Annotated in this window: 20 protein-coding genes; 11 read left to right on the forward strand and 9 right to left on the reverse strand. The window is 68.3% G+C overall.

What is annotated here, in order from left to right; translation table 11 throughout:
* Window positions 1–171: 171 nt before the first annotated feature.
* Together ACIG5A_RS11110 and ACIG5A_RS11115 are read right to left on the reverse strand one after the other, a co-directional pair.
* Window positions 172–2838, reverse strand: a complete 2667-nt coding sequence (locus ACIG5A_RS11110; protein ID WP_397240013.1) for a polynucleotide kinase-phosphatase — start codon at window positions 2836–2838, stop codon at window positions 172–174.
* Complete coding sequence (locus ACIG5A_RS11115; protein ID WP_397240014.1) at window positions 2838–4502, reverse strand: 3' terminal RNA ribose 2'-O-methyltransferase Hen1; 1665 nt, start codon at window positions 4500–4502, stop codon at window positions 2838–2840. The genes ACIG5A_RS11110 and ACIG5A_RS11115 overlap by 1 nt, the downstream gene beginning before the upstream one ends.
* Window positions 4503–4861: 359 nt before the next feature.
* Here ACIG5A_RS11115 and ACIG5A_RS11120 point away from each other — a divergent pair, with 359 nt between their 5' ends.
* The 6 genes from ACIG5A_RS11120 (at window position 4862) to ACIG5A_RS11145 (ending at window position 10829) form a co-directional block, all read left to right on the forward strand.
* A complete protein-coding gene (locus ACIG5A_RS11120) occupies window positions 4862–5428 on the forward strand; it encodes an FKBP-type peptidyl-prolyl cis-trans isomerase (RefSeq protein ID WP_397240015.1) in 567 nt (188 codons plus the stop codon).
* 151 nt (window positions 5429–5579) lie between these two features.
* Window positions 5580–6947, forward strand: coding sequence for a trigger factor (gene tig, locus ACIG5A_RS11125; RefSeq protein WP_397240016.1), 1368 nt, complete (start codon window positions 5580–5582; stop codon window positions 6945–6947).
* Between the two features lie 201 nt (window positions 6948–7148).
* Complete coding sequence (locus ACIG5A_RS11130) at window positions 7149–7736, forward strand: ATP-dependent Clp protease proteolytic subunit (protein WP_397240017.1); 588 nt, start codon at window positions 7149–7151, stop codon at window positions 7734–7736.
* A gap of 40 nt (window positions 7737–7776) precedes the next feature.
* Window positions 7777–8442, forward strand: coding sequence for an ATP-dependent Clp protease proteolytic subunit (locus ACIG5A_RS11135; RefSeq protein ID WP_397240018.1), 666 nt, complete (start codon window positions 7777–7779; stop codon window positions 8440–8442).
* 471 nt (window positions 8443–8913) lie between these two features.
* A complete protein-coding gene (gene clpX, locus ACIG5A_RS11140; RefSeq protein WP_397240019.1) occupies window positions 8914–10194 on the forward strand; it encodes an ATP-dependent Clp protease ATP-binding subunit ClpX in 1281 nt (426 codons plus the stop codon).
* A 209-nt stretch (window positions 10195–10403) separates the two neighbouring features.
* Window positions 10404–10829, forward strand: coding sequence for an STAS domain-containing protein (locus ACIG5A_RS11145; protein WP_397240020.1), 426 nt, complete (start codon window positions 10404–10406; stop codon window positions 10827–10829).
* Between the two features lie 108 nt (window positions 10830–10937).
* On the opposite strand, the gene ACIG5A_RS11150 is transcribed toward ACIG5A_RS11145, so the two are convergent.
* Both ACIG5A_RS11150 and ACIG5A_RS11155 read right to left on the reverse strand, forming a co-directional pair.
* Complete coding sequence (locus ACIG5A_RS11150; RefSeq protein ID WP_397240021.1) at window positions 10938–11084, reverse strand: hypothetical protein; 147 nt, start codon at window positions 11082–11084, stop codon at window positions 10938–10940.
* Between the two features lie 218 nt (window positions 11085–11302).
* Window positions 11303–11683: a nuclear transport factor 2 family protein gene (locus ACIG5A_RS11155; RefSeq protein WP_397240022.1), complete on the reverse strand. Its 381-nt coding sequence runs from the start codon at window positions 11681–11683 to the stop codon at window positions 11303–11305.
* Between the two features lie 488 nt (window positions 11684–12171).
* Here ACIG5A_RS11155 and mihF point away from each other — a divergent pair, with 488 nt between their 5' ends.
* A complete protein-coding gene (gene mihF, locus ACIG5A_RS11160) occupies window positions 12172–12486 on the forward strand; it encodes an integration host factor, actinobacterial type (protein WP_397240591.1) in 315 nt (104 codons plus the stop codon).
* A gap of 21 nt (window positions 12487–12507) precedes the next feature.
* On the forward strand, window positions 12508–12915 hold the full coding sequence (locus ACIG5A_RS11165) for an NUDIX domain-containing protein (protein ID WP_397240023.1): 408 nt from the start codon (window positions 12508–12510) through the stop codon (window positions 12913–12915).
* Between the two features lie 57 nt (window positions 12916–12972).
* On the opposite strand, the gene ACIG5A_RS11170 is transcribed toward ACIG5A_RS11165, so the two are convergent.
* The 5 genes from ACIG5A_RS11170 to ACIG5A_RS11190 form a co-directional block, all read right to left on the reverse strand.
* Complete coding sequence (locus ACIG5A_RS11170; RefSeq protein WP_397240024.1) at window positions 12973–13218, reverse strand: hypothetical protein; 246 nt, start codon at window positions 13216–13218, stop codon at window positions 12973–12975.
* Window positions 13219–13317: 99 nt separating this feature from the next.
* The gene (locus ACIG5A_RS11175) at window positions 13318–13845 is read right to left on the reverse strand and encodes a hypothetical protein (protein WP_397240025.1); all 528 of its coding nucleotides are present in this window, start codon (window positions 13843–13845) and stop codon (window positions 13318–13320) included.
* Window positions 13846–14028: 183 nt separating this feature from the next.
* The gene (fdhD, locus tag ACIG5A_RS11180) at window positions 14029–14874 is read right to left on the reverse strand and encodes a formate dehydrogenase accessory sulfurtransferase FdhD (protein WP_397240026.1); all 846 of its coding nucleotides are present in this window, start codon (window positions 14872–14874) and stop codon (window positions 14029–14031) included.
* Window positions 14875–14947: 73 nt separating this feature from the next.
* Window positions 14948–17257 (reverse strand): FdhF/YdeP family oxidoreductase, encoded by a 2310-nt coding sequence (locus ACIG5A_RS11185; protein ID WP_397240027.1) that lies wholly within the window; start codon window positions 17255–17257, stop codon window positions 14948–14950.
* A 354-nt stretch (window positions 17258–17611) separates the two neighbouring features.
* Window positions 17612–17779, reverse strand: coding sequence for a hypothetical protein (locus ACIG5A_RS11190; protein WP_397240028.1), 168 nt, complete (start codon window positions 17777–17779; stop codon window positions 17612–17614).
* A 442-nt stretch (window positions 17780–18221) separates the two neighbouring features.
* On the opposite strand from ACIG5A_RS11190, the gene ACIG5A_RS11195 reads away from it, so the two are divergent.
* The 3 genes from ACIG5A_RS11195 to ACIG5A_RS11205 are packed head-to-tail and all read left to right on the forward strand — an operon-like array spanning window position 18222 to window position 22011.
* Window positions 18222–18680, forward strand: a complete 459-nt coding sequence (locus ACIG5A_RS11195; protein ID WP_397240029.1) for a hypothetical protein — start codon at window positions 18222–18224, stop codon at window positions 18678–18680.
* Window positions 18677–19627, forward strand: a complete 951-nt coding sequence (locus ACIG5A_RS11200; protein WP_397240030.1) for a hypothetical protein — start codon at window positions 18677–18679, stop codon at window positions 19625–19627. Before ACIG5A_RS11195 ends, ACIG5A_RS11200 begins: the two co-directional genes overlap by 4 nt.
* The gene (locus ACIG5A_RS11205) at window positions 19624–22011 is read left to right on the forward strand and encodes a protein kinase (protein ID WP_397240031.1); all 2388 of its coding nucleotides are present in this window, start codon (window positions 19624–19626) and stop codon (window positions 22009–22011) included. Before ACIG5A_RS11200 ends, ACIG5A_RS11205 begins: the two co-directional genes overlap by 4 nt.
* The last annotated feature ends 71 nt before the right edge of the window (window positions 22012–22082 follow it).

Here is a 22082-nt window from a genome sequence, read left to right on the forward strand (position 1 = left end):
GTAACCGGTTCCACTCCGTCCGGGCAACGACAACCCATTCCCGCCCAACCGCACGCCGCAAAGCTGCTGACCTGACCGGCACCAAGTTGCCGAGCGCAGTCGAATGGCCCTGCGACGCGCCGAAACAGGGGGCCATTTGACTGCGCTCGACGGGGGCTGCTGGCCAGTGCGCTAGAGGCGGGGGTCTACGGGTTCGGATTCGAGGGCTAGGACGGCGAATACGGCTTCGTGGACGCGCCAGAGGGGTTCGCTTGCTACGAAGCGGTCGAGGGATTCCAGGCCCAGGGCGTATTCGCGCAGTGCCATCGAGCGTTTGCGGCCCAGGCCGCGGGTGCGCAGGCGGTGGAGGTTGGTGTCGCGCAGGTATTCCGGGCCGTAGATGATTCGGAGGTATTCCGGGCCACGGCATTTCACCCCGGGCTGGACGAGTCGTCCACCGCCGGTATCAGAGTCCTCGGTGACGACTGCCCCGCCGATGGCCGGCGCCGCTGCATCGCCGCCGTCGGCCGGGGTGTCGGAGCGGCGTACTCGGGCAGGCGCGCGGACGAGGGCGTCGAGTGGTTTGACCACCATGCCTTCGCCGCCCGCCGCGGTCAGTTCGGTCCACCAGGTGGTGGCGGCCGCTTCGCTCGCGGGGTCGTCGAGGTCGACCGGCATGCGGCCGGTCGGTGCGAACAGGCCGGGGTCGGCGGTGACCAGGCGGTCGATGTGGGTGAGGTGCCAATCGTGGTCGCGGACGGCGTAGTTCACGCCCTCGGTGGCCAGGATCTGGAACGGGGCCAGACGCAGGCCGGTCAGACCCTCGACGGGCCAGCAGTAGCGGCCGTACGCGGTGGTGAAGGCGTCCGCGTCGGCCTTGCGCGCGGTGGTGCGTGCGGCGAGGTCGCCGACGTCGAGTCCGCGATCGGCGGCCGCGGCGAGCAGGTAGGCCGCGGTGCCGAGCGAGGCACGCGCCGCCGCGCCGACGGCCGCGTACTGATCACGAAGCAGGCCGACGGCTTTGGCCGACCACGGCATGAGTTCGGTATCGAGCAGCAGCCATTCGGTGCGCAGCTCGTCGAACAGGCCCGCCGTCTCGGCCGCGGCGCGCAGGCGGGCGAGCAGCTCCTCGGTCAGTGCCGCATCGTCGAAAAACGGCCTGCCCGTACGGGTGTAGAGCACACCGGTGCTGCCGTCGTCGACGCCGAAGCGGTCGCGCGCGACCTGCGCCGAGCGCGCGACGACCACGATCGCGCGCGAACCCATGTGCTTCTCCTCGCACACCACCCTGGTGACGCCCTCTGACCGGTAGTAGGCGAACGCCTCCGCCGGGTGCTCGAGCAGGCCGTCCCGCGACGAGGTGGCGCACGGCGCCATCGTCGGCGGCAGGTAGATCAGCCAGCGCGGGTCGATGGCGAAGCGGCTCATCACCTCCAATGCGGCCGCCGCATTCTCCTCTTGCACGCCGATCCGGCCGTGGTGGCGTGTCTGCACGACTCGGCGGCCGATCACGTCGTCGAGGTCGAGCACACCGTGCTCGCGGTGCACCACGCCCGCCTCGGTGACGATCGTCGTCGCCTGCAACGGGCGCACCGGCTCGTACCAGACCTGTTCGGCCGGAACCGAAACCGGTTCGCGTTCCGGATAGCGCAGCGCGGAGAGCCTGCCGCCGAACACCACGCCGGTGTCGAGGCACAGTGTGTTGTTCACCCACTGCAGCTCGGCCATCGGCGTGTGCCCGTACAGCACGGTGGCGCGGCCGCGATAGTCGTCGGCCCACGGGTAGCGCACCGGCAGCCCGAATTCGTCGGTCTCCCCGGTGGATTCGCCGTACATGGCGAAGGAGCGCACCCGCCCGGAGGCCCGGCCGTGATACTCCTCCTTGAGCCCGGCGTGCGCGACGACCAACCGGCCACCGTCGAGCACGTAGTGGCTGATCAGCCCGCGGCAGAAGTCGAGTGCCGCCTTGCGGAAATCCTCATCCTGCGCTTCGAGCTGCGCGAGCGATTCGGCGAGCCCGTGCGCGAGCTTCACCTTCCTGCCGTCGAGCGCGCGCACCAGCTTGAATTCGTGATTTCCGGTGACGCACAACGCCGTTCCCGCGCCGACCATGCCCATCACCAGGCGCAGCACACCCGGTGTGTCCGGGCCGCGGTCGACGAGGTCGCCGACGAACACCGCCGTGCGTCCGGCCGGGTGTTCCGCGCCGACGGCGCGGCCGAGTTCGTCGCGGTGCACGGTGTAGCCGAGTGCGCCCAGCAGCGTTTCCAGTTCCGAGCGGCAGCCGTGCACGTCGCCGATCACGTCGAACGGCCCGGTGAGTTCCCGCTTGTCGTTCCACGCCTTCTCGTCGACGATGCTCGCGGCCTGGATCTCCTCGACCCCGCGCAGCACGTACACCTTGCGGAAGCCCTCACGCTCCAGGCCGCGCAGGCCACGGCGCAGCTCGCGCTGCTGCCGGTGCACCACGTGCGCGCCGAGATGCGCGCGGTCCTCGCGGTGCGCATTGCGTTCCAGGCAAACCGCATCCGGTACGTCGAGCACGATCGCCACCGGCAGTACGTCGTGCGCGCGTGCCACCGCGATCAGTTCCTGACGCGACTTCGGCTGCACGTTGGTGGCATCGATCACGGTGCGCAGGCCGCGCCGCAGCCGCACCCCCGCGATGTGGTGCAGTAGCGCGAAGGCGTCCGGCGTGGACGACTGGTCGTTCTCGTCGTCGCTGACGATGCCGCGGCAGGCGTCGGAGGACACCACCGACGTCGCACGGAAGTGCTTGTGCGCGAACGTCGATTTACCCGAGCCGGTGCTGCCGATCAGGACGACGAGCGAGAGTTCGGGAATGGACAGCTCGGTCATCACGCGGCTCCCTTCGTCGCGTCGGCGCGCTTGTGGAAGATCGCCATCTGGGTCGGCGCGCCGAACGTGTCGTGCACCGGGCCGATCGGCTCGAAAAGCACGGCGTATCCGTAGGTTTCGTCGACGCGACGCGCCCAGTCGGCGAATTCCGCCCGTGTCCATTCGAAGCGGTGATCGTGGTGGCGCATCCAATCCGCGTCTTCCTGCCGATAGCAGACGTTGTACTCGCTGTTGGGTGTGGTGACGATCACCGATCCCGGTGCGGCCGAACCGAATACGGCCTGTTCCAGCGCGCGCAGCCGCGGCGGATCGACATGCTCGATCACCTCCATCAGCACCGCGGCGTCGTACCCGCGCAGCCTGGCATCGGTATAGGTCAGCGCGCCCTGCAACAGCGTCAGCCGTCGCGCCACCCGCTCCGGCGCGCGATCCAGCCGCAACTTCCGCTTGGCGATCCCCAGCGACCGCATCGAAACATCCACCCCCACGATCTCGGTAAAAATGGTATCCGCCAACAGCTCCCGCAACAGCGCCCCCTCACCACACCCGAGATCCAGCACCCGCCGCGCCCCCGTACCGCGCAGCGCCCGCATCACCCCGGCCCGCCGCTGCACCGCCAGCGACACCCGCGGCGGCTCCACGCCGCCCTGCGCATCCACGACCGTTGTGCCACCGGGTTCACCAACGCCTGCTTCGGCTGCCGTGTCGCCCTCCGCATCAGCGACGGCCGCACTCCTCGGTGCGGCAAGGGCTCTGTCGGCGGGCACGCCCGCGGCGGCTGCGACGGCCGGGTCACCCTGTCCGCCTGCGGTATCCGCATGGCCCGCGTCGTGCTGCGCACCGTCGGACGAACTCACCACCTGCTCGTCGAGGACCACCTCGTCCACCGCGCCGAGCTGTTCGGGATCGACGTCGTCGATCTCGGCAAGGCGGGCCAGCGCGGTCTGGACCAGGGAGTGGCGGCGGGCCAGGTAGCGGCGGGTGATCCAGCCGCGTTCCGGGTGCTCGGCGAGCCAGCCGGAGCCCGCGCGGATGAGCTTGTCGACCTCGTCGGCGGCCAGCCAGTAGTGTTTGGCGCCGTCGAGGACGGGCAGCAGGACGTACAGATGCGACAGCGCCTCGGACAGCCGGAGCGTGCCGGTGAGCTCGAGCCGCAGGTGATGGGCATCACCCCATTCCGGGAACGCCGGATCCAGCGGCAGCGCAGTGGTTTTCACCGTCCAGCCCAGTGGCGCGAACACTCGCTCGGCCACCTCGGGCCCGCCCTTGCACGGCACCGCGGGCAGTTCGACGCGCAACGGCAGCGGCGTGGTCACCAATTCGGGCCGCTGTGTGCAGCGGCCGTGCAGCGCCGTGCGATAGACCGCGCCGATCGCCACCGACAGCAGCGACGACGCCGCGTACGGCCGGTCGTTGACGTACTGTCCGAGGCTGAAATCCGGTGTGCCACGGGTACGTCCGCGCACCAGCCGGATCGGATCGATCTCCAGCAGCAGCGCGGCGGTGCAGCGCGCCGCGGTCGCCTCGGGGTACAGCACGTGCGCGGTTCCGTACGATTGCTCGAACTCCTGCACCCGGTCGGGGTTCTTGTGCAGCAGGAACCCGAGGTCGGTCGCCGGCCAGGCGGCGCCGTCCGGTGCTGTGCAGGTGATGGTGAGCAACATCTAGCGATCGTCACCCAGCAACGAATGCGCCGCAAGGAAGTTTCGGCACGGTACCTCTGCTGAGCGGTCACTTTTCGCGCGAATCGCCAGGTTCCGCGGGGTTATTACCGAAAAGTGTCCAGCCGGCCGAGTCCACCCAGCAAACCTGTTGCCGGCCATAGCCGTTCTCCCTGGATGCCTATCGGTCGCTTCCCCCGTCAAGGGTGCCTATCACTCCTGCCGCCGGATTCCTCGTCGGCCGAGGTATCACCGCCCGCAGCCGACACCGGAGGGAGGAGTCGCCTCCAACCTACCGGCCGGTCCACTGGGGAGCGCGGCGATGTGCCGCAACGCCGCTCGGTCGTCTAGGGTCCTGCCGCATGCAGACATTCGGCAGGATCATCGGGCTCGGCGCCATCGCGGCGGCGGCCATCGCGCTGACCGCGTGCGGCTCGAACGACGACAAGTCCGCCGCCCCGTCCTCCAGCACGAGCGCGGCGGCGGCCGCGCAGAAGCAGGCACCGAGCAAGGGCCGCGAATGCACCGCGGACGACATCGGGGTCACCGGCGGCTTCGGCGTCGCGCCCGTCATCACCATTCCCGACAGCTGTGATCCGCCCAAGCAGCTGATCGTCAAGGATCTGGTCGAGGGCAGCGGCCCCGGCGCGGAGGTCGGCCAGCAGCTGACCATGAACTATTCGCTGGTCACCTGGTCCAACAAGAAGAAGCTGGACAGTTCCTTCGATCGCGGCACCCCCTTCCAGCTGACGCTCGGCGCGGGCAAGGTCATCCAGGGCTGGGATCAGGGCCTGGTCGGCGTGCAGCAGGGCGCGCGCAGGCTGCTGATCGTGCCGCCGGACCTCGGCTACGGCGCGGGCGGGCGCGGTGTCGCGCCGAACGAGACGCTGGTCTTCGTCACCGACGCGGTCGCGGTCGGCAAGAGCTGAACCGGCCTGCATACCGCTTGGTCGCTGACCGGCTGCAGCCCACCGCGGCCGGTCAACTACCCTGGTCGGGATGCGTACGTCGCATCCCTCGCCATCAGAGGCGAGGGTTTGCGCCTCAACCTGGAACGAACAACGAACAAGGAGCATGTCCGTGAAGAGCACCGTCGAGCAGCTGAGCCCGACCCGGGTCCGGATCAATGTCGAGGTGCCCTTCGAGGAACTGAAGCCTGATTTCGACCGCGCGTACAAGGCACTCGCCAAGCAGGTCCGTATCCCCGGCTTCCGTCCCGGTAAGGCGCCCGCCAAGCTGCTAGAAGCGCGTCTCGGCCGTGGCGCCGTGCTGGAGCAGGTCGTCAACGACGTGCTGCCCGGCCGCTACAGCGAGGCCGTCACCACCTCCGAGGTGAAGGTCATCGGCCAGCCCGATATCGAGATCACCAAGATCGAGGACGGCCAGGAGCTGGCGTTCACCGCCGAGGTCGACGTCCGTCCCGAGATCACCCTGCCGGACTACGCCGGCATCGAGGTCACCGTCGACGAGTTCACCATCGGCGACGAGGACATCGAGGAGCAGCTGCAGTCGCTGCGCCAGCGTTTCGGCACCCTGACCGGTGTCGAGCGCGCCGTGCAGGACGGCGACTTCATCTCCATCGACCTGTCGGCCACCGTGGACGGCGAGGAGGTGGCCGATGCCGCCACCTCCGGCCTGTCGCACGAGGTCGGCTCCGGCCAGCTGATCGAGGGCCTGGACGAGGCCGTGATCGGCCTGTCCGCCGGTGAGTCCGCGGACTTCACCTCCAAGCTGGTCGCCGGCGAGCACGCGGGCAAGGACGCCGTCATCACGGTCAAGGTCGCCTCCGTCAAGGAGCGCGAGCTGCCCGAGGCCGACGACGAATTCGCCCAGCTGGCTTCCGAATTCGACACCCTGGACGAGCTGAAGGCCGACCTGAAGACCCGCGTCGAGCGCGTCAAGAAGGTCGAGCAGGCCGGCCAGATCCGCGACAAGGTGCTCGAGGCCCTGCTGGAGCAGGTCGAGGTGCCGCTGCCGGAGAAGGTCGTCCAGGCCGAGATCGACGCCGTGCTGCACGACGCGGTGCACGGCTTCGACCACGACGAGGCCAAGCTGGCCGAGGCGCTCGAGGCGCAGGGCTCCAGCCGCGAGGAGTTCGACAAGGACACCAAGGAAGCGGCCGAGAAGTCGGTGAAGACCCAGCTGCTGCTGGATGCCATCGCCGAGGCCGAGAACACCCAGGTCGGCCAGGAGGAGCTCACCGAGCGGATCCTGTTCCAGTCGCAGCGCTACGGCATGGCGCCGGAGCAGTTCATCCAGCAGGTGCAGCAGGCCGGTCAGCTCGGCGCCGTCTTCGCCGACGTGCGCCGCGGCAAGGCGCTCGCGGGTGTGGTCGGCAAGGTGAAGGTGACCGACTCCGCCGGCAACGCCGTGGACACCAACGAAATGTTCGGTGCCCCCGAGGATTCCGCCGACGAGGCGGAGACCGCCACCGCGGCCGCCGAATAAGTTCAGAAAATGCAGCGTGACCGGCGTCCACGTGATGATGTGATTGCGCTGTGAGCGAAGAAGGGCGGTACCGGGAGTTCGGTGCCGCCCTGCTTCGTTAATGTTTGTGGCAAGCGAACCTAGAGATGGCTGTTCGGCTATCAGCAACGAGCCGGCGAGAGAAGGCAGGTATCCGTGACAATCAACCCCGCAGAGGTCGTCATGACGTCCCCGACTGCTGGTCTCAACCTCAGCGATTCGGTGTACGAGCGCCTGCTGCGTTCGCGCATCATCTTCCTCGGCACCCAGGTCGATGACGACATCGCGAACAAGATCTGCGCGCAGATCCTGCTGCTGTCGGCGGAGGATCCCACCAAGGAGATTGCGCTCTACATCAATTCGCCCGGTGGTTCGGTGACCGCCGGTATGGCCATCTACGACACCATGCAGTTCTCGGAGTGCGATATCGCCACCTACGGCATGGGCCTGGCCGCCTCGATGGGGCAGTTCCTGCTCACCGCGGGCACCAAGGGCAAGCGCTACGCGCTGCCGCACGCCCGGATCATGATGCACCAGCCGTCGGCGGGCATCGGTGGTTCGGCCGCCGATATCGCGATCATGGCCGAGCAGTTCGCGCACACCAAGCGCGAGCTGAACGAGCTGCAGGCCTTCCACACCGGCAAGTCCATCGAGCAGGTCACCACCGACGCCGACCGCGACCGCTGGTTCACCGCACAGCAGGCGCTGGAGTACGGCTTCATCGACCACGTGATCAGCCACGCGAACCAGGCGAACGGCGCGGGCAAGTAAGCAGCGAATCCCGCTCACCCTCACAGACTTTGGAGAGAAGATGGCTCTGATCGACCCACGCGCCGGACTGTCCGGGATTGCTCCGGCCAGCCCGCAGTCGCGCTACATCCTGCCCTCGTTCATCGAGCACTCGAGCTTCGGTGTCAAGGAATCCAACCCGTACAACAAGCTGTTCGAGGAGCGCATCATCTTCCTCGGCGTGCAGGTGGACGACGCCTCGGCCAACGATGTGATGGCGCAGCTGCTGGTGCTGGAGTCGCTCGACCCCGACCGCGACATCACCATGTACATCAACTCGCCCGGTGGCTCGTTCACCTCGCTGATGGCCATCTACGACACCATGCAGTACGTGCGTGCCGATGTCGCGACGGTCTGCCTCGGCCAGGCCGCCTCGGCCGCCGCGGTACTGCTCGCGGCGGGCACCCCCGGCAAGCGCGCCTGCCTGCCCAACGCCCGCGTGCTGATCCACCAGCCGTCGCTGGAGGGTGGCATCCAGGGGCAGGTGTCGGACCTGGAGATCCAGGCCGCCGAGATCGAGCGCATGCGCCGCCTGATGGAGACCACGCTGGCGCGCCACACCGGTAAGGACGCGGACACCATCCGCAAGGACACCGACCGCGACAAGATCCTGACCGCCGACGAGGCCAAGGAATACGGCATCATCGATACCGTGTTCGACTACCGCAAGCTGAGCGCGCAGAAATAGAGCATCGCGCAGCGATCCCATCAGGGGTGGTGGTCGGGCGACGGGCGGGCGTCGCTCGTAAGTAACTGTCAGACAGGCAATTCCGGCCGGGAAGTGCGCCAACCGGCGTCCTTCCCGGCCGTCCTGTTTCGCGGAAACGCGCCGCACGGTATCGACTTCGTGCGGTGTGATTCCGCGAAGCTCGCGATCGGCATCCGTGCCGGTCGCACCCGCGAGATTCCTGCCACTGTGGTGAGAACTCGCACAACCCTCGCGAGAAACATGCTCGAGTTGTCGACCTCCGTCGCGCACACCGGGTACGGTCAACCTAGGGACCTTTGCTCCCGGTTGTCAGCACTGCCCCACCCGCCGGAAGAGGCCGAAGCGTTAGCGGCATTGCGCCGAAGCGTTACCGGCATTGCCCGAGGGCGGCAGATAACTGGCAATCTGGAATAACGGTTGCACGCGGACAAGGAAGTAGGGACCCACGAGATGGCGCGCATCGGTGATGGCGGCGATCTGCTGAAGTGCTCGTTCTGCGGAAAGAGTCAGAAGCAGGTCAAGAAGCTCATTGCGGGACCAGGGGTGTACATCTGCGACGAGTGCATCGATCTATGCAACGAGATCATCGAGGAGGAGCTCGCCGAGTCGAGCGAGGTCAAACTCGATGAACTGCCCAAGCCTGCCGAGATCCGGGACTTCCTGGAGAACTACGTCATCGGCCAGGACACCGCCAAACGCACGCTTGCCGTGGCCGTCTACAACCACTACAAGCGCATCCAGGCGGGCGACAAGGGCCGTGACAGCCGCGGGGAGACCGTCGAGCTGGCCAAGTCGAACATCCTGATGCTCGGGCCGACCGGCTGCGGTAAGACCTATCTCGCGCAGACGCTGGCCAAGATGCTCAATGTCCCGTTCGCGATCGCCGATGCCACGGCGCTGACCGAGGCCGGGTACGTCGGCGAGGATGTGGAGAACATCCTGCTGAAGCTGATCCAGGCGGCCGATTACGACGTCAAGCGCGCCGAGACCGGCATCATCTACATCGACGAGGTCGACAAGATCGCCCGCAAGAGCGAGAACCCGTCGATCACCCGCGACGTCTCCGGTGAGGGCGTGCAGCAGGCGCTGCTGAAGATCCTGGAGGGCACCCAGGCGAGCGTGCCGCCGCAGGGTGGGCGCAAGCATCCGCACCAGGAGTTCATCCAGATCGACACCACCAACGTGCTGTTCATCGTCGCAGGCGCGTTCGCCGGGCTGGAGAAGATCGTCTCCGACCGCACCGGCCACCGCGGCATCGGTTTCGGCGCCGAGGTGCGCTCCAAGGCCGAGGTCGACACCACCGATCACTTCGCCGAGGTGATGCCGGAGGATCTGATCAAGTTCGGTCTGATTCCGGAGTTCATCGGCCGCCTCCCGGTCGTCGCGTCGGTGACCAACCTGGACAAGGAATCCCTCGTCAAGATCCTCTCCGAGCCGAAGAACGCGCTGGTCAAGCAGTACGTTCGGTTGTTCGAGATGGACGGGGTCGATCTCGAGTTCACCGAGGACGCGCTCGACGCGGTCGCCGATCAGGCCATCCTGCGCGGCACCGGCGCGCGTGGTCTGCGCGCCATCATGGAGGAGGTCCTGCAGCCGGCGATGTACGACATCCCCAGCCGCGACGACGTCGCCAAGGTGGTCGTCACCGGCGATACCGTCACCGAGAACGTGCTGCCGACCATCGTGCCGCGCAAGGCCCAGCGGGCCGAGCGTCGCGAGAAGACGGCATAGTTCGCACACCAGCACGCCGAGCGACGGCGCGGGGCAACGGCCCCGCGCCGTCGTTTGTATTTCCGAGGTGTAACGGTTCGGTCGTTGGGGTACTCCACGATCAGGGTTGAGCAACCAGCCTAGTCCGGGGTCGCTGTGCCGACCGGGCGAAAAGTCTTCGTACGCAATCGATGGGATTGCCGTGCGCGCGACAAGGACCGGGGTCCGCAATGTCGACTGTTCTCGTTACCCCAAGCCCCACCGCAACCACCGTGGCGCCGCCCCGCCGCGATCGACTCCGCGTGGCGGTGGCCGTGCCGACCGAGGCCGCCACCGTCTGCACGGTCGAGGGTGAGGTGGATCTCTACACCGCTGGTGAGCTGCGTAGTCGCCTGATCGGCGCGCTGCGCACCGCACCGCCGCTGCTCGTCGTCGACCTGTCCACCGTGACCTTCTTCGGTGTCGCGGGCCTGCGGGTGCTGATCGAGGCAAGGACATGGGCCGGGCACAACGGCGTGGATCTGCGCCTGATCACCGGCCCCCGCTGCGTGGAACGGCTGTTCGAGGTCTCCGGGTACGCCGGAGCGTTCGAGATCGTGTCCGGATTCTCCGCGATCGTGCCGCTCATTCACCCGTGCCTGAGCCACACGGGATGAGGTTGCATCATCCCTGACCGCGGCCGGTACCAGCACAGTGGTACCGGCCGCTTCCTCTCCATACGACGACGATGCCGAGAAATGCCCTGCGGCCCACTGTGATTCGGGCTATATGGCGCCGCATAGCCGCGGCTGCCGCAGCGGCGGCAGGCCGGGCGCCGCCGCGGTCACGGCGGCCGGATCGACGCGGTTGGCGGTGACCGGATCGGCGTCCAAATCCCTTGACAGTGCCGCCGTTTCGGGATTTCGTGCCATCGAGGTCACCCGATGCCCGCCGCGATGAACGCGCGACCGCGCGCCTGCTGAGCGCTTCCGCCGCGTCGGCAATGAAGATCTTCATTTCCCCTCCGAGTTCACCGTTGAACCAGGCAGGTATTCCCGGTGACCTCTGCGGGGAATGTGATCAATCACTCCGAGCAGCAACAGATTTCGTGTATCGAGGGTTCAAAAATCTGACACACGGCAGTCCGCAATTACTCGGCGATCGGCTCGACACGCATATCGTCGGGCCCCCAGTAGGCGCGCATGCCGATGATCTTGCCGTCCTCGTCGAATTCCATCACGTCGATGGGGGAGAGGGTGAAACGCTGGCCGGCCACCCTGGTGACGATGGTGAAACTGAATGCGGCATGCCGTCCGGCGATGCGGATGGTGCCGGTGTGCAGCTCGGTATCCCGATCCAGGCCGGCGATCACGCCGTAGAACTCGCGGATCGCGTCGTGCCCGTGTTTGACCGGGCTGCCGATCGGGTCCTCGACCGTCGCGTCGGCGGCGTAGAGATCGACGATCTCCTCGGTCGGGCCCGAGCCGACCAGCTTCACGTACTGCTCGACCACATCGCGGATCTGTGCCATCGGTCACCCCTGACGGATTGGAACGTGTTCTAGTCCCGGAGCTTAGCAGTACCCGAACACGTTCCCGTCCGTAGCTCAGTTCTCGCCTAAGACCATTTCTGAATCCCCCTGTCGGACATATGTTTTTCGCTCGTCGGGTGAGGCGTCCGTTGCCTCGGCGAGCGGACCGGCTCCGGTGGGACACGGTGACGATCGGAGCCGAAATGGCCGTCGCGCCCGTTGCCGGGGATCGCCGTTGATCCCCCGTGGTTCGCCGTTGAACCTTGATCCTGTGCAGGTGCCGTCGATGATGCTGTCGCGGGTTCGCGCGCCGGTGTTACGCCGCCCGGTGTGTCCTTTTCGAGGATTTCGCTGACCCGGGTCCAGATAACTCCTCGCTATTTCGTCGACGTCGTTCCCGGTGTGTCGGACTTGCGCTCTCGTCACGGTGCTGTTTACTCGGTCCGGTCAACCAGATGTTCGAGTGACGAGTGGAAGCGGAGGAGAACATGCCACTGCCTACAATGACCGCCGAACAACGCACCGAAGCGTTGGCCAAAGCGGCTGCGGTCCGCAAGGCGCGCTCGGAACTGATCGGCAAGGTGAAGGCGGGCAAAGTGTCGGTCGCCGACCTTCTGAAGAAGGCCGACTCCGACGACTTGGTGAAGAAGACCAAGGTCGCGGCGGTCATCAAGGCCCTGCCGGGCGTTGGACCGGTGAAGGCCGCGAAGTTGATGGATCAGGCCGAGATTCCGGAGGACCGCCGCATCGGTGGCCTCGGCGCCCGTCAGCGGGCGGCCCTGCTCGAGGCGCTCAAGGACTGACGACGCCGTAGAGTGCCGAAGATGCAGGAACGAACGCTCACGTCGGTGGCGTGGTTGTGTGTCGAGAACGGCCGCTTACTCGCGGTCAGGACCGAGGGACGCGACGCCTTCTACCTGCCGGGTGGCAAACCCGAACCGGGCGAGAGCCTGGCGCGAGCGCTCGTTCGTGAAGTTCGAGAAGAACTCGGCGTCGATTTGGAGGCGCACCGGATCACGCCCGTGGTGACTATTACCGCACCGGCCCACGGGCGTCCCGGCACGCTTGTCGAGATGCACTGCTTCCGCGCGCCGGGGCACGGCACACCCGCGCCCGCGGCGGAGATCGCGGAAATGGCTTGGCTCGGCCCGGATGACGGGCATCGGTGCGCGCCCGCCGTGGTGAAGACGCTGCGGCACCTCACCTCCATCGGAGCGTGGAGCGAGTCCTGACTCAAACGAAACGGCCCCCAGTGGAATCTGGGGGCCGTTCTGCTGTCCGGGGGCGGGCTAGCCGAAGCTGGCCGTCTGGATCGGGACGTTCAGATTCCTGGCCGCGTTGCTCATGCACGGTCCCGCCAACGCGCCTGGATCCGGACCGGCCTGCGTGACGGTGATCGTTCCGCCCTGGCCGGGACCACCGGTGAGGGCGACCGTGTTGGTCGACGGCGGCGGTGCGACGCCGCCGGTCACGTTGTACGGACCGGAGACGGTGGTGACCTCTCCGTTGTCCCATTGGAGCAGAGTGTTCGACATACGAAACCAACCACAACTTTCTTCGTTAGCGGAGATGTTGCGGATAGGTCGTGCCGAATCGTAATCCGGCACTTGCGCGGATCGCCGCCCGGTGCGCGCTCAGCGGGTGCGTCGACGCGGAAAACGCAGGTGGATGGGGTTGGGGTCGGGCAGATGGGCGCCGCGTGGCGGCACGATCACGCAGGCGAGGCCGAGGAGTACCAGCAACATCGTGGAGATGAGGCTGATTGTGAAACTCCCCGTGGTCATTTCGGCGGGCCGGTGCGTGGCGTGATAGATGAAATGCGGCAGGGCGAAGACGAACCAGCCGAGGCCCGTCACCCTGGCCGCGTTGCCGGTATCGAGGTAGAGGGCGGCGATGGTGACCGCGGCCAGCGCGAGGAAGAACGCGCCGACATCGGCGGCGAGATGGTGGTTGTACGGGCCGTCCACCGAAACCCAGTGCATGCCGAAGCCGGGGAAGTCGTCGTAGAACGAGCGCGGCGCGACAGTGGCCCACAGGCCGGTGACGGTGCCCTGAATGGCGAGTATCGCCAACAGGATTCGGGTGGCGAGCCAGCGGCGCTGTTGTTCGAGCCGCATCCGGACGCGTACACCCTCGGAATCGCCCTTGACCGAGATCCGCATCGGACTCTCCGTTCGTCGCCGAATACCAGGATCAGGTACTACCCACGGTAGTTCGGACCCCAGCCGCCCGACAATAGGCGCGAGCCCGCGCCGTGCGGCGAACCCGCTGTCGCGTACCCGCTGTCGCGCCGCGCGCCAGAATTCGTGCGCGGCGGCGAATTCGGTGCGCGCGGCAGCGGTGATCTAGCCTGTGCCGTTGGCGGAGACGGCGGCGGAGTGCGCTAGGCGGTGCGTCCCGGTATAGGCGTTCATGGTGTCGCCGCGCAGGAAACCGACCAGGGTGAGCCCGGATTCGGCGGCCAGATCCACCGCGAGCGAGCTGGGCGCGGACACCGCGCCCAGCATCGGTATGCCCGCCATCACCGCCTTCTGCACGAGTTCGAACGAGGCGCGCCCGCTGACGATCAACACGAGATCGGGTGCGGGGATGCGGTTTTCCCGCAGCGCCCAGCCGATCACCTTGTCGACGGCGTTATGCCTGCCGACATCCTCGCGCACCGCGAGCGCGGTGCCGTCGGCGGTGAACAGCCCCGCCGCGTGCAGGCCGCCGGTGGCGTCGAATACCGATTGGTGGCGGCGCAGTTCCTCCGGCATCGCCGCGAGCACACCGGTTTCCACGACGAGCCCCTCGGTCGGGATCGGATACCTGGTGCGGGTGCGCACCTCGTCGAGCGCGGTTTTGCCGCACAGGCCGCACGCGCTGGTGGTGAGGAAGTTTCGGCTCGGCGGCGCCGGAACCGGTGTGCGCAGCCGGATGTCGAGCACGTTGTAGGTGTTCTGCCCGTTCGCGTCGGTGCCCGCGCAGTAGCGCGCGGACAGCACGTCGTCGGCGGCGCCGATGATGTTCTCGCTCAACAGGAATCCGTGCACCAGATCGATATCGGCGCCCGGTGTGCGCATGGTGACGGTCAACGACCGCCCGCCGAGCCGCATTTCGAGCGGTTCCTCGACGACCAGCGTGTCCGGGCGCCGGATCTCACCGGTGGGCGAGATCCGCTGCATCGGGCGGCGGGCGGTAACTCTGCTCATGACCGCGCCTCGCTGACGCTCGGCTCCGTCATTCCCAAAGGCGCTGTGTCCATGGTTCGGTCGCTCCGCTCCCTCACGACCGCACCGGAGTATGGACATGGCGCTCCAGCCGGACGGTGACCGCCTTGGAGACCGGCGTATTCGACCGCGCCGCAACATGATCGAGCGGGACAAGCGGGTTCGTCTCCGGGTAGTAGGCGGCGGCGTTACCGCGCGGCGTCGAGTAGCCGACCACCCGGAAACCGGTGACGCGGCGCTCGGTGCCGTCGGTCCACTCCGAGACGATGTCGACGAGTTCGCCGTCCACGAAACCCATTTCGGCGATGTCGTCCTGGTTGACCAGGACGACCTTGCGTCCGCCGTGCACGCCGCGGTAGCGGTCGTCGAGGCCGTAGATGGTGGTGTTGTACTGGTCGTGGCTGCGCATGGTCTGCAGGATCAGCCTGCCCGGTGGCACCGGCAGCCAGCTGAGCTCGTTCACCCCGAAATTCGCCTTGCCGGTGCTGGTCCGGAACTCCCGTGCGTCGCGCGGCGGATGCGGCAGCTGGAAACCGTTGCGCCCGCGGACCTTCGCGTTGTAGTCGGCGCAGCCGGGAACCACCCTGGCGATCGCGTCGCGGATGCGGTCGTAATCGCGGCGGAATTCGTCCCACGGCACCGGGTGGTCCGCGCCGAAGAGCTCCTGCGCGAGCTCGCAGACGATGGCGACCTCGCTGCGCAGCGCGTCGCTCACCGGCTGCAGCCGCCCGGTGGACAGGTGCACCATCGACATCGAATCCTCGACCGACACCTGCTGTTTCGTTCCGCCCTGCACATCGAGGTCGGTGCGGCCGAGGGTGGGCAGGATCAGCGCGGTGCCGCCGTGCACGACGTGGCTGCGGTTGAGCTTCGTCGAAACCTGCACCGTCAGTGCGCAACCGCGCAGCGCCGCCTCGGTGACCTCGGTATCGGGGGTGGCCGAGACGAAATTGCCCCCCATCCCGAAGAACACCTTCGCCTTGCCGTCGCGCATGGCGCGGATCGCGTCCACCGTGTCGAAGCCGTGCTCGCGCGGGCTGGTGATGCCGAATTCGCGGTCGAGCGCGGCGAGGAACGGCTCGGGCATCTTTTCCCAGATACCCATCGTGCGGTCGCCCTGCACGTTGGAATGACCGCGCACCGGACACACGCCCGCGCCGGGCTTGCCGATCATGCCGCGCAGCAACAGCAGGTTGGTCGCCTCCTGGATGGTGGCGACACCGTGTGTCTGCTGGGTGAGCCCCATCGCCCAGCAGATGATGGTGCTCTTCGACGCCGCGAGCAGCTCCGCGGTCCGGTCGAGCTGCTCGCGGGTCAGCCCGGTCGCCTCTTCGACGACACCGAGATCGACCGCGCGCACCTGCTTTTCGTATTCGGCGAAGCCCGCGGTGTGCGCGTCGACGAAGGCGCGGTCGATCACCGTGCCCGGCGCGCGGTCCTCCGCCTCGAACAGGAGCTTGCCGAGCCCCTGGAACAGCGCCATATCGCCGCCGAGGCGGATCTGCAGGAAGTCGTCGGCGATGCTGATGCCGGTGGTGAAACCCTTGACGGTCTGCGGGTCGCGGAAACCGAGCAGGCCGGTCTCCGGCAGCGGGTTGACCGCGATCACCTTGGCGCCGTTGTCCTTCGCGGTACCGAGCGCGCTGAGCATGCGCGGGTGGTTGGTGCCCGGATTCTGGCCCGCGACGATGATCAGGTCGGCGGCGCTGAAGTCGTCGATCGTCACCGACCCTTTGCCGATGCCGATCGAGCTGGTCAGCGCGGTGCCGGAGGATTCGTGGCACATGTTCGAGCAGTCGGGCAGATTGTTGGTGCCGAAGCTGCGCACGAGCAGCTGATAGAGGAAGGCGGTCTCGTTGGCGGTGCGGCCCGAGGTGTAGAACAGCGCCTCGTGCGGCGACTCCAGCGCGCGCAGCTGCTCGGCGATGAGCCGGTAGGCGTCGGCCCATTCGATGGGGGAGTAGTGGGTGTCGCCGGGGCGCAACACCATCGGATGGGTGAGCCTGCCCTGCTGCCCGAGCCAGTAACCCGATTTACCCGCGAGGTCCTCGATCGAGTGCGCGGCGAAGAATTCGGGGGTCACCGTGCGCAGCGTCGCCTCCTCGGCGACCGCCTTCGCGCCGTTCTCGCAGAACTCGGCGGGGCGGCGATGGCCGGACGGCTCCGGCCAGGCGCAGCCGGGGCAGTCGAAGCCGTGCACCTGGTTGACCCGCGCCAGCGTGCGCGCGGTGCGCAGCACGCCCATCTCCTCGATCCCGCGTTTCAACGCCACCGCGACCGCGGTGACGCCCGCCGCCTGCTCTTTGGGCGCGGTGACGGTCAGCGCGGACTCGTCGATGTCCTGTTTCGGCCCGTTACGGTGCATATCTCGTATTGTCCTCTCGACGGTGTCTCAGGCCGGTGCGGGTCCTGCAAGCCGGGCACGGGTCCAGTTCTCGCATGGTAAGCCGGTTGGGCGTCGCGCACCTGGCCGATCGAGTGCGGCGCCCCGGCGAAGCGAGTGGTCCACTACGCGTGCCGATCGTCCGTTGCGGACCGATTATTTTTCGATTATCGCCGGGTGACGCCGGTGCGAGACACACTCCGTGCTGGCGCACAGGGCATTACGATGATGGGTGGCCGCGTCTCGGCCCGGCCGCTGCAGTGGGAGCATGCCGATGGGGAAAAGGGCGGGATTCGCTTCGAGTGCGGGCGCTGAGCGACCGCATGGGGTGACGAGTCATGCGAATCGGGCGGCGAAATGTGCCGCCGGTATCGGAATCGTTTGTGCGGCAATAACATTGGGGTTTTCGATGGCCGCGGCATCGGGCAGTCCGGTGGGCGGCGTGCCGAGCTTCGGTATGCCGGTCGCATCGACGACCACGGTACCGCCGAGCCAGGCGCCCAAGGGGCCGCCGCAGGTGGGGACTCGGGACGGTACCGGTACACAGGATGGCACGGGCACCAGGGACGGCACGGGGACACAGGACGGAACGGGAACGCACGACGGCGCCGGGACGCGTGACCGCCCTGAGGGACACGACCGTCCGGCGACACCGTGTACGACGCCGGGATGTCCCGGAGTGTCGCCGCCGAACCAGAAGCCGCCGGGCAAACCGCCCGATATCGTGATTCCGCCCAACCCGTGCGCCAAGCCGTCGGTCTTGTGCCCCGGCCCGTCGGATAAGCCACCTACCTCGGATAAGCCGCCCACATCTGACAAGCCACCTACGTCCGACAAGCCGCCCACATCTGACAAGCCTCCCACGTCCGACAAGCCGCCTACATCGAACAATCCGCCGGAAGTCGTTCCGCCACCGCCGGTTACCAACCGGCCGCCGGAAGTGATTGTGCCGCCGCCCAACCCGGTCCCACCGCCGCCCGTGGCGCCGGAACCGGCTCTGCCGCCCGCTCCCGCTCCGCCCCCGGCGCCCGCCGCGCAACCCGCCGCGCTCGAGCTCACACCCGCGGCGATCGGCCCCGGCGGTGATGTCACCGCGAACGGCAAGGGCTGCGATCCGCGGGCACAGGTCGATCTCAGCATCGGCGACGTCGCGGTCGGCAAGACCGTCGCCGGGCAGGACGGCGCCTTCGCGGCGCCGCTGACCACCGCCGCGGTCGACGTCGGCAGGCATCAGGTGACCGCGCGCTGCGGGCGCACGCTCGCCGCGCCGTTGGATGTGGTGCTGGTCAGCAGCGTCGGCGCAGGCACATCGACCTTCACCGTGATCATCTTCTTCCTGCTGATCGGCGGCTGGTACTACGGGCACCGGCTCGCTTCCCATCTGCCCGCGCGGAGGCCCGAATGAGCGGGCGGATCCGGGCAGTCGGATGGATTGTCCTGCTGATGGCGTGCGCCGCCTGGATGTCGAGCGTGTCGCATGCGGCGGCGCGGCCGGAGGGCGTCGACATGGTGGCGTCCATCGACGGCGTGGATATCGCGAACACCACCGCCGGTGCGCCGCTGCGGCTCGATCCGGGCCGCACCGTTCAGGTACTCATCGATCTGACCAACAACACCGGTGCGCCCGTGCAGATCCGCCACGTCGACCTCACCGGGCGCGTGCTCGGCCTCGAGTTCTTCTCCTACTCGACCGCCGTCGAATTGACCGTCGCCCCTGGCAAACCCGAGTCGCTGCGGTACCGGCTGGACCTGTCCGGGCTGGACGGGCAGGCCACCGGGCTGATCGGGTCCGAACTCGCGGTGGTCGGCGCCGATCGGCAGGCGATCGCGGCGACGCCGCTGGTCGCCGATGTGCGCGGATCCTTGCGCTCGGTCTACGGGCTGTTCGGGATCGTGCTTGCGGTGCTCACCGTCTTCGCCATCGTCGATGCGGCGCTGTCCATTGCGCGGCATCGGCTTTCGGCCAACCGGTGGGCGCGCGGGGTGCGGTTGCTCGCGCCGGGCATCGGCATCGGGCTCGTCTTCGCGTTCACCGCGTCGGTGGCACGCTGGTGGGTTCCGGAGACCGGGCTGTGGCTGTCGTTCGCGGGAGTGACCGCGGCCGTTGCCTTTCTGCTCGGCTACGCCTCGCCGACGCCCGCGTCGGAACTCGACGAACCGGAGGACGACGAACTGGACGATCTCGAGCTGGCCGAGGCCGATACCGTGCGGTTCTCGGGTGGTGGTCCGATTACCGGTGGTACGGCGCGGTTTCCGGCCGGTACCGAGCGGCTTCCCGCGGAGGGCTTCCCGGACGACCAGGGGTTCGCCGGTGACGCGGGGCGGTTTCCGGCGGACGGACCGCGCCCGTGACCGAGGAGATCGAGCGGCTGCGGGCGGCCCTGCCCGGGTACGAGATCGGTGACGAACTCGGGCGCGGTGGTTGCGGTGTCGTGCTTGCCGGTGTGCATCGCAGGCTGCGCAGACCCGTTGCGATCAAACAGATTCCGCCGCAGTTCGCCTACGACGAGACGGTGCGCCGCCGGTTCGTCGCCGAGGCACGGGTGCTGGCCGCCATCGATCATCCCCACGTGGTGCGAGTATTCGACTACCTGGAACACGAGGACCTCTGCGTCCTGGTGATGGAGTACCTGCCCGGCGGCACCGTGGGGGAGCGGTTCGCCACCGAGGGTTTCGATTCCGCCGCATCGGTCGCGATCGCCCTGGCCTGCGCGGCGGGATTGGCTGCGGCGCACCAGCATCGGGTGCTGCACCGGGACGTCAAACCGGCGAACCTGATGTTCGCCACCGGCGGCGCCATCAAGCTCACCGACTTCGGCATCGCCAAGATCGTCGGTGGTGACCAGACATTGGTGACCAGGGCGGGCGACATCGTCGGCACCCCGTCCTACATCGCGCCGGAACAGGCTCGCGGACAGGAGCTTTCACCGGCCACCGACGTGTACGCGCTGGCCACCATGCTCTACCAGCTGCTGTCCGGCGTGCTGCCGTTCCCGCCTGCCGACGGCCCGCTCGCGACGCTGTTCGCGCACGCCTTCGACGAGCCGATACCGCTCGGCGAGGTCGCGCCGAGCGTGCCGGAGCCGATCGCGCAGGTGGTGATGCGCGGCCTGGCCACCGATCCGGCGCAGCGCTACGACAGCGCGGAATCCTTCGGTATCGCCCTCGCCCAGCCCGCCGCCCACTGCTGGGGCGGCGACTGGCTCACCCCGGTGGGTATCCCGGTCATCGGCGCCGACACCATCATCGCCGCCGCCACCGGCGGCCTGCGCCCCGCCCGCCCCCACGGACCGGTCACCCCGGGCCCGCGCACCCGTCCCGCCCCCGCGCGCCACTCGCCCAGCGCCCCACCGGATCCGGCGGCCTTCGCACCCCGAACGCCACCGGGATGGACACCCGAATCGAGCCCCTACCCAGCCGGTGCGCCGACGGCGCAGTGGACGCCACCGCCCGGACAGCCGCCGATGCCGCCCCGCACCTCGCCGCCCGCCGCTGTACCCGCGGCGGAGTGGACACCGCAGCCCGGTGGTGCGCCTGACGCGCCCGCCGATGTCGCCGGCCGCTTCGATGTGCCGGGTCAGGCCGGTGCGTCCGCGACCGAGTGGACGCCGCAACCTGGTCCCGCCCTTGATGTTCCCGCTCGGCCGACGGGTGCCGCGCGGCCGCCCGCGGGTGCGCCGCCCGCCGATCGCCCGCCACCTACCGGCGCGCCTCGGCCGACCGAGGCGCCTCCGTCGCGATCCGGTCCGCAGGAGCCGGGATGGGCGCCGCCGGGGCCACAGCGTGGATGGCCGCCGCGGCCTTACGAAGCGACTCCCGCACCCGGTGGCGCGGGACCGAGACCACCTCAGCCTGCGCCGCCGTTCCCGATGGCGCAGCCTCCCGCCGCGCGATCCGCGAGGCCGTCGTCGGCGCCGAGGACTCGGGTGCTGCCGCGGCAAGCGGTGCAGAGCAGTGGGGTTCGGCTCGCCGATATCGACCGCAGGGATCTGGTGCCGATCCAGGAGGTGGTCACCCTTCCTTCGCCGCGGGTACCGCTGGTGGCCGCGGCCGCGCTCGCGGTTGCCTCGGTGGTGCTGGCCTACGTCGGCCTCGGCGCGACACCGAGCGGCGGCGACCTGCGGCCGGGGCAGGTCACGATCGGTGGCGCGGACCTGGCCACCGCGGACCAGGTGCCGATCGATCTCGCGACCCCGATTCCCTTGCGGATCAACGGAATCGACGCCGACTCCGCCGCGCTCACGATGAACGTCCTCGGCTTCCCGATCGGTGGCGGCGCGGTACCGGCACCGGGCGGCGCGGCATCGATACCACCGCCGGTCAACCGGTTCATCCTCGGCGGCACTGTGCCCGGGAAGGTCACCCTCCTGCGCAACGGCACCGAAATCGCCACGCACCAGGTCGAATTCCGCACCGCACAACCACCGACCACCACCGCCACGGCCGCGGGCATCGTCGTACTGGCCCTGTTCGCCCTCGCCTATCTGGAATCCAACATCCGCACATTGCGCAGGGGCCGTGGCGGTTTCGCGAACGCACTCGGCCTCGGGCTCAGCGCCGCCCTGCTCGCCACCGCCACCCTCGGCGCCTGCTGGATCCTCCTGAACCGCCCGCCCACCCTCCCCACCCTCATCGCCTCGGCAGCCCTGGCCGCCACCGCGGGCCTGGCCGCCGCACTCGCCGCCCGCCGCCGCGGCACCCGCAACCGCTACCTCCGCCGCAGATCCCGACGCTGATATCGGCTCGCTCGAGCGTGGGTTCCGCCGCAGACTTCGGCGTTGCTCGCGGTCGAACGGCTCGGCTTGTT

This window comes from Nocardia sp. NPDC052566 (assembly GCF_044547285.1).
In the GTDB taxonomy this organism is placed as follows: domain Bacteria; phylum Actinomycetota; class Actinomycetes; order Mycobacteriales; family Mycobacteriaceae; genus Nocardia.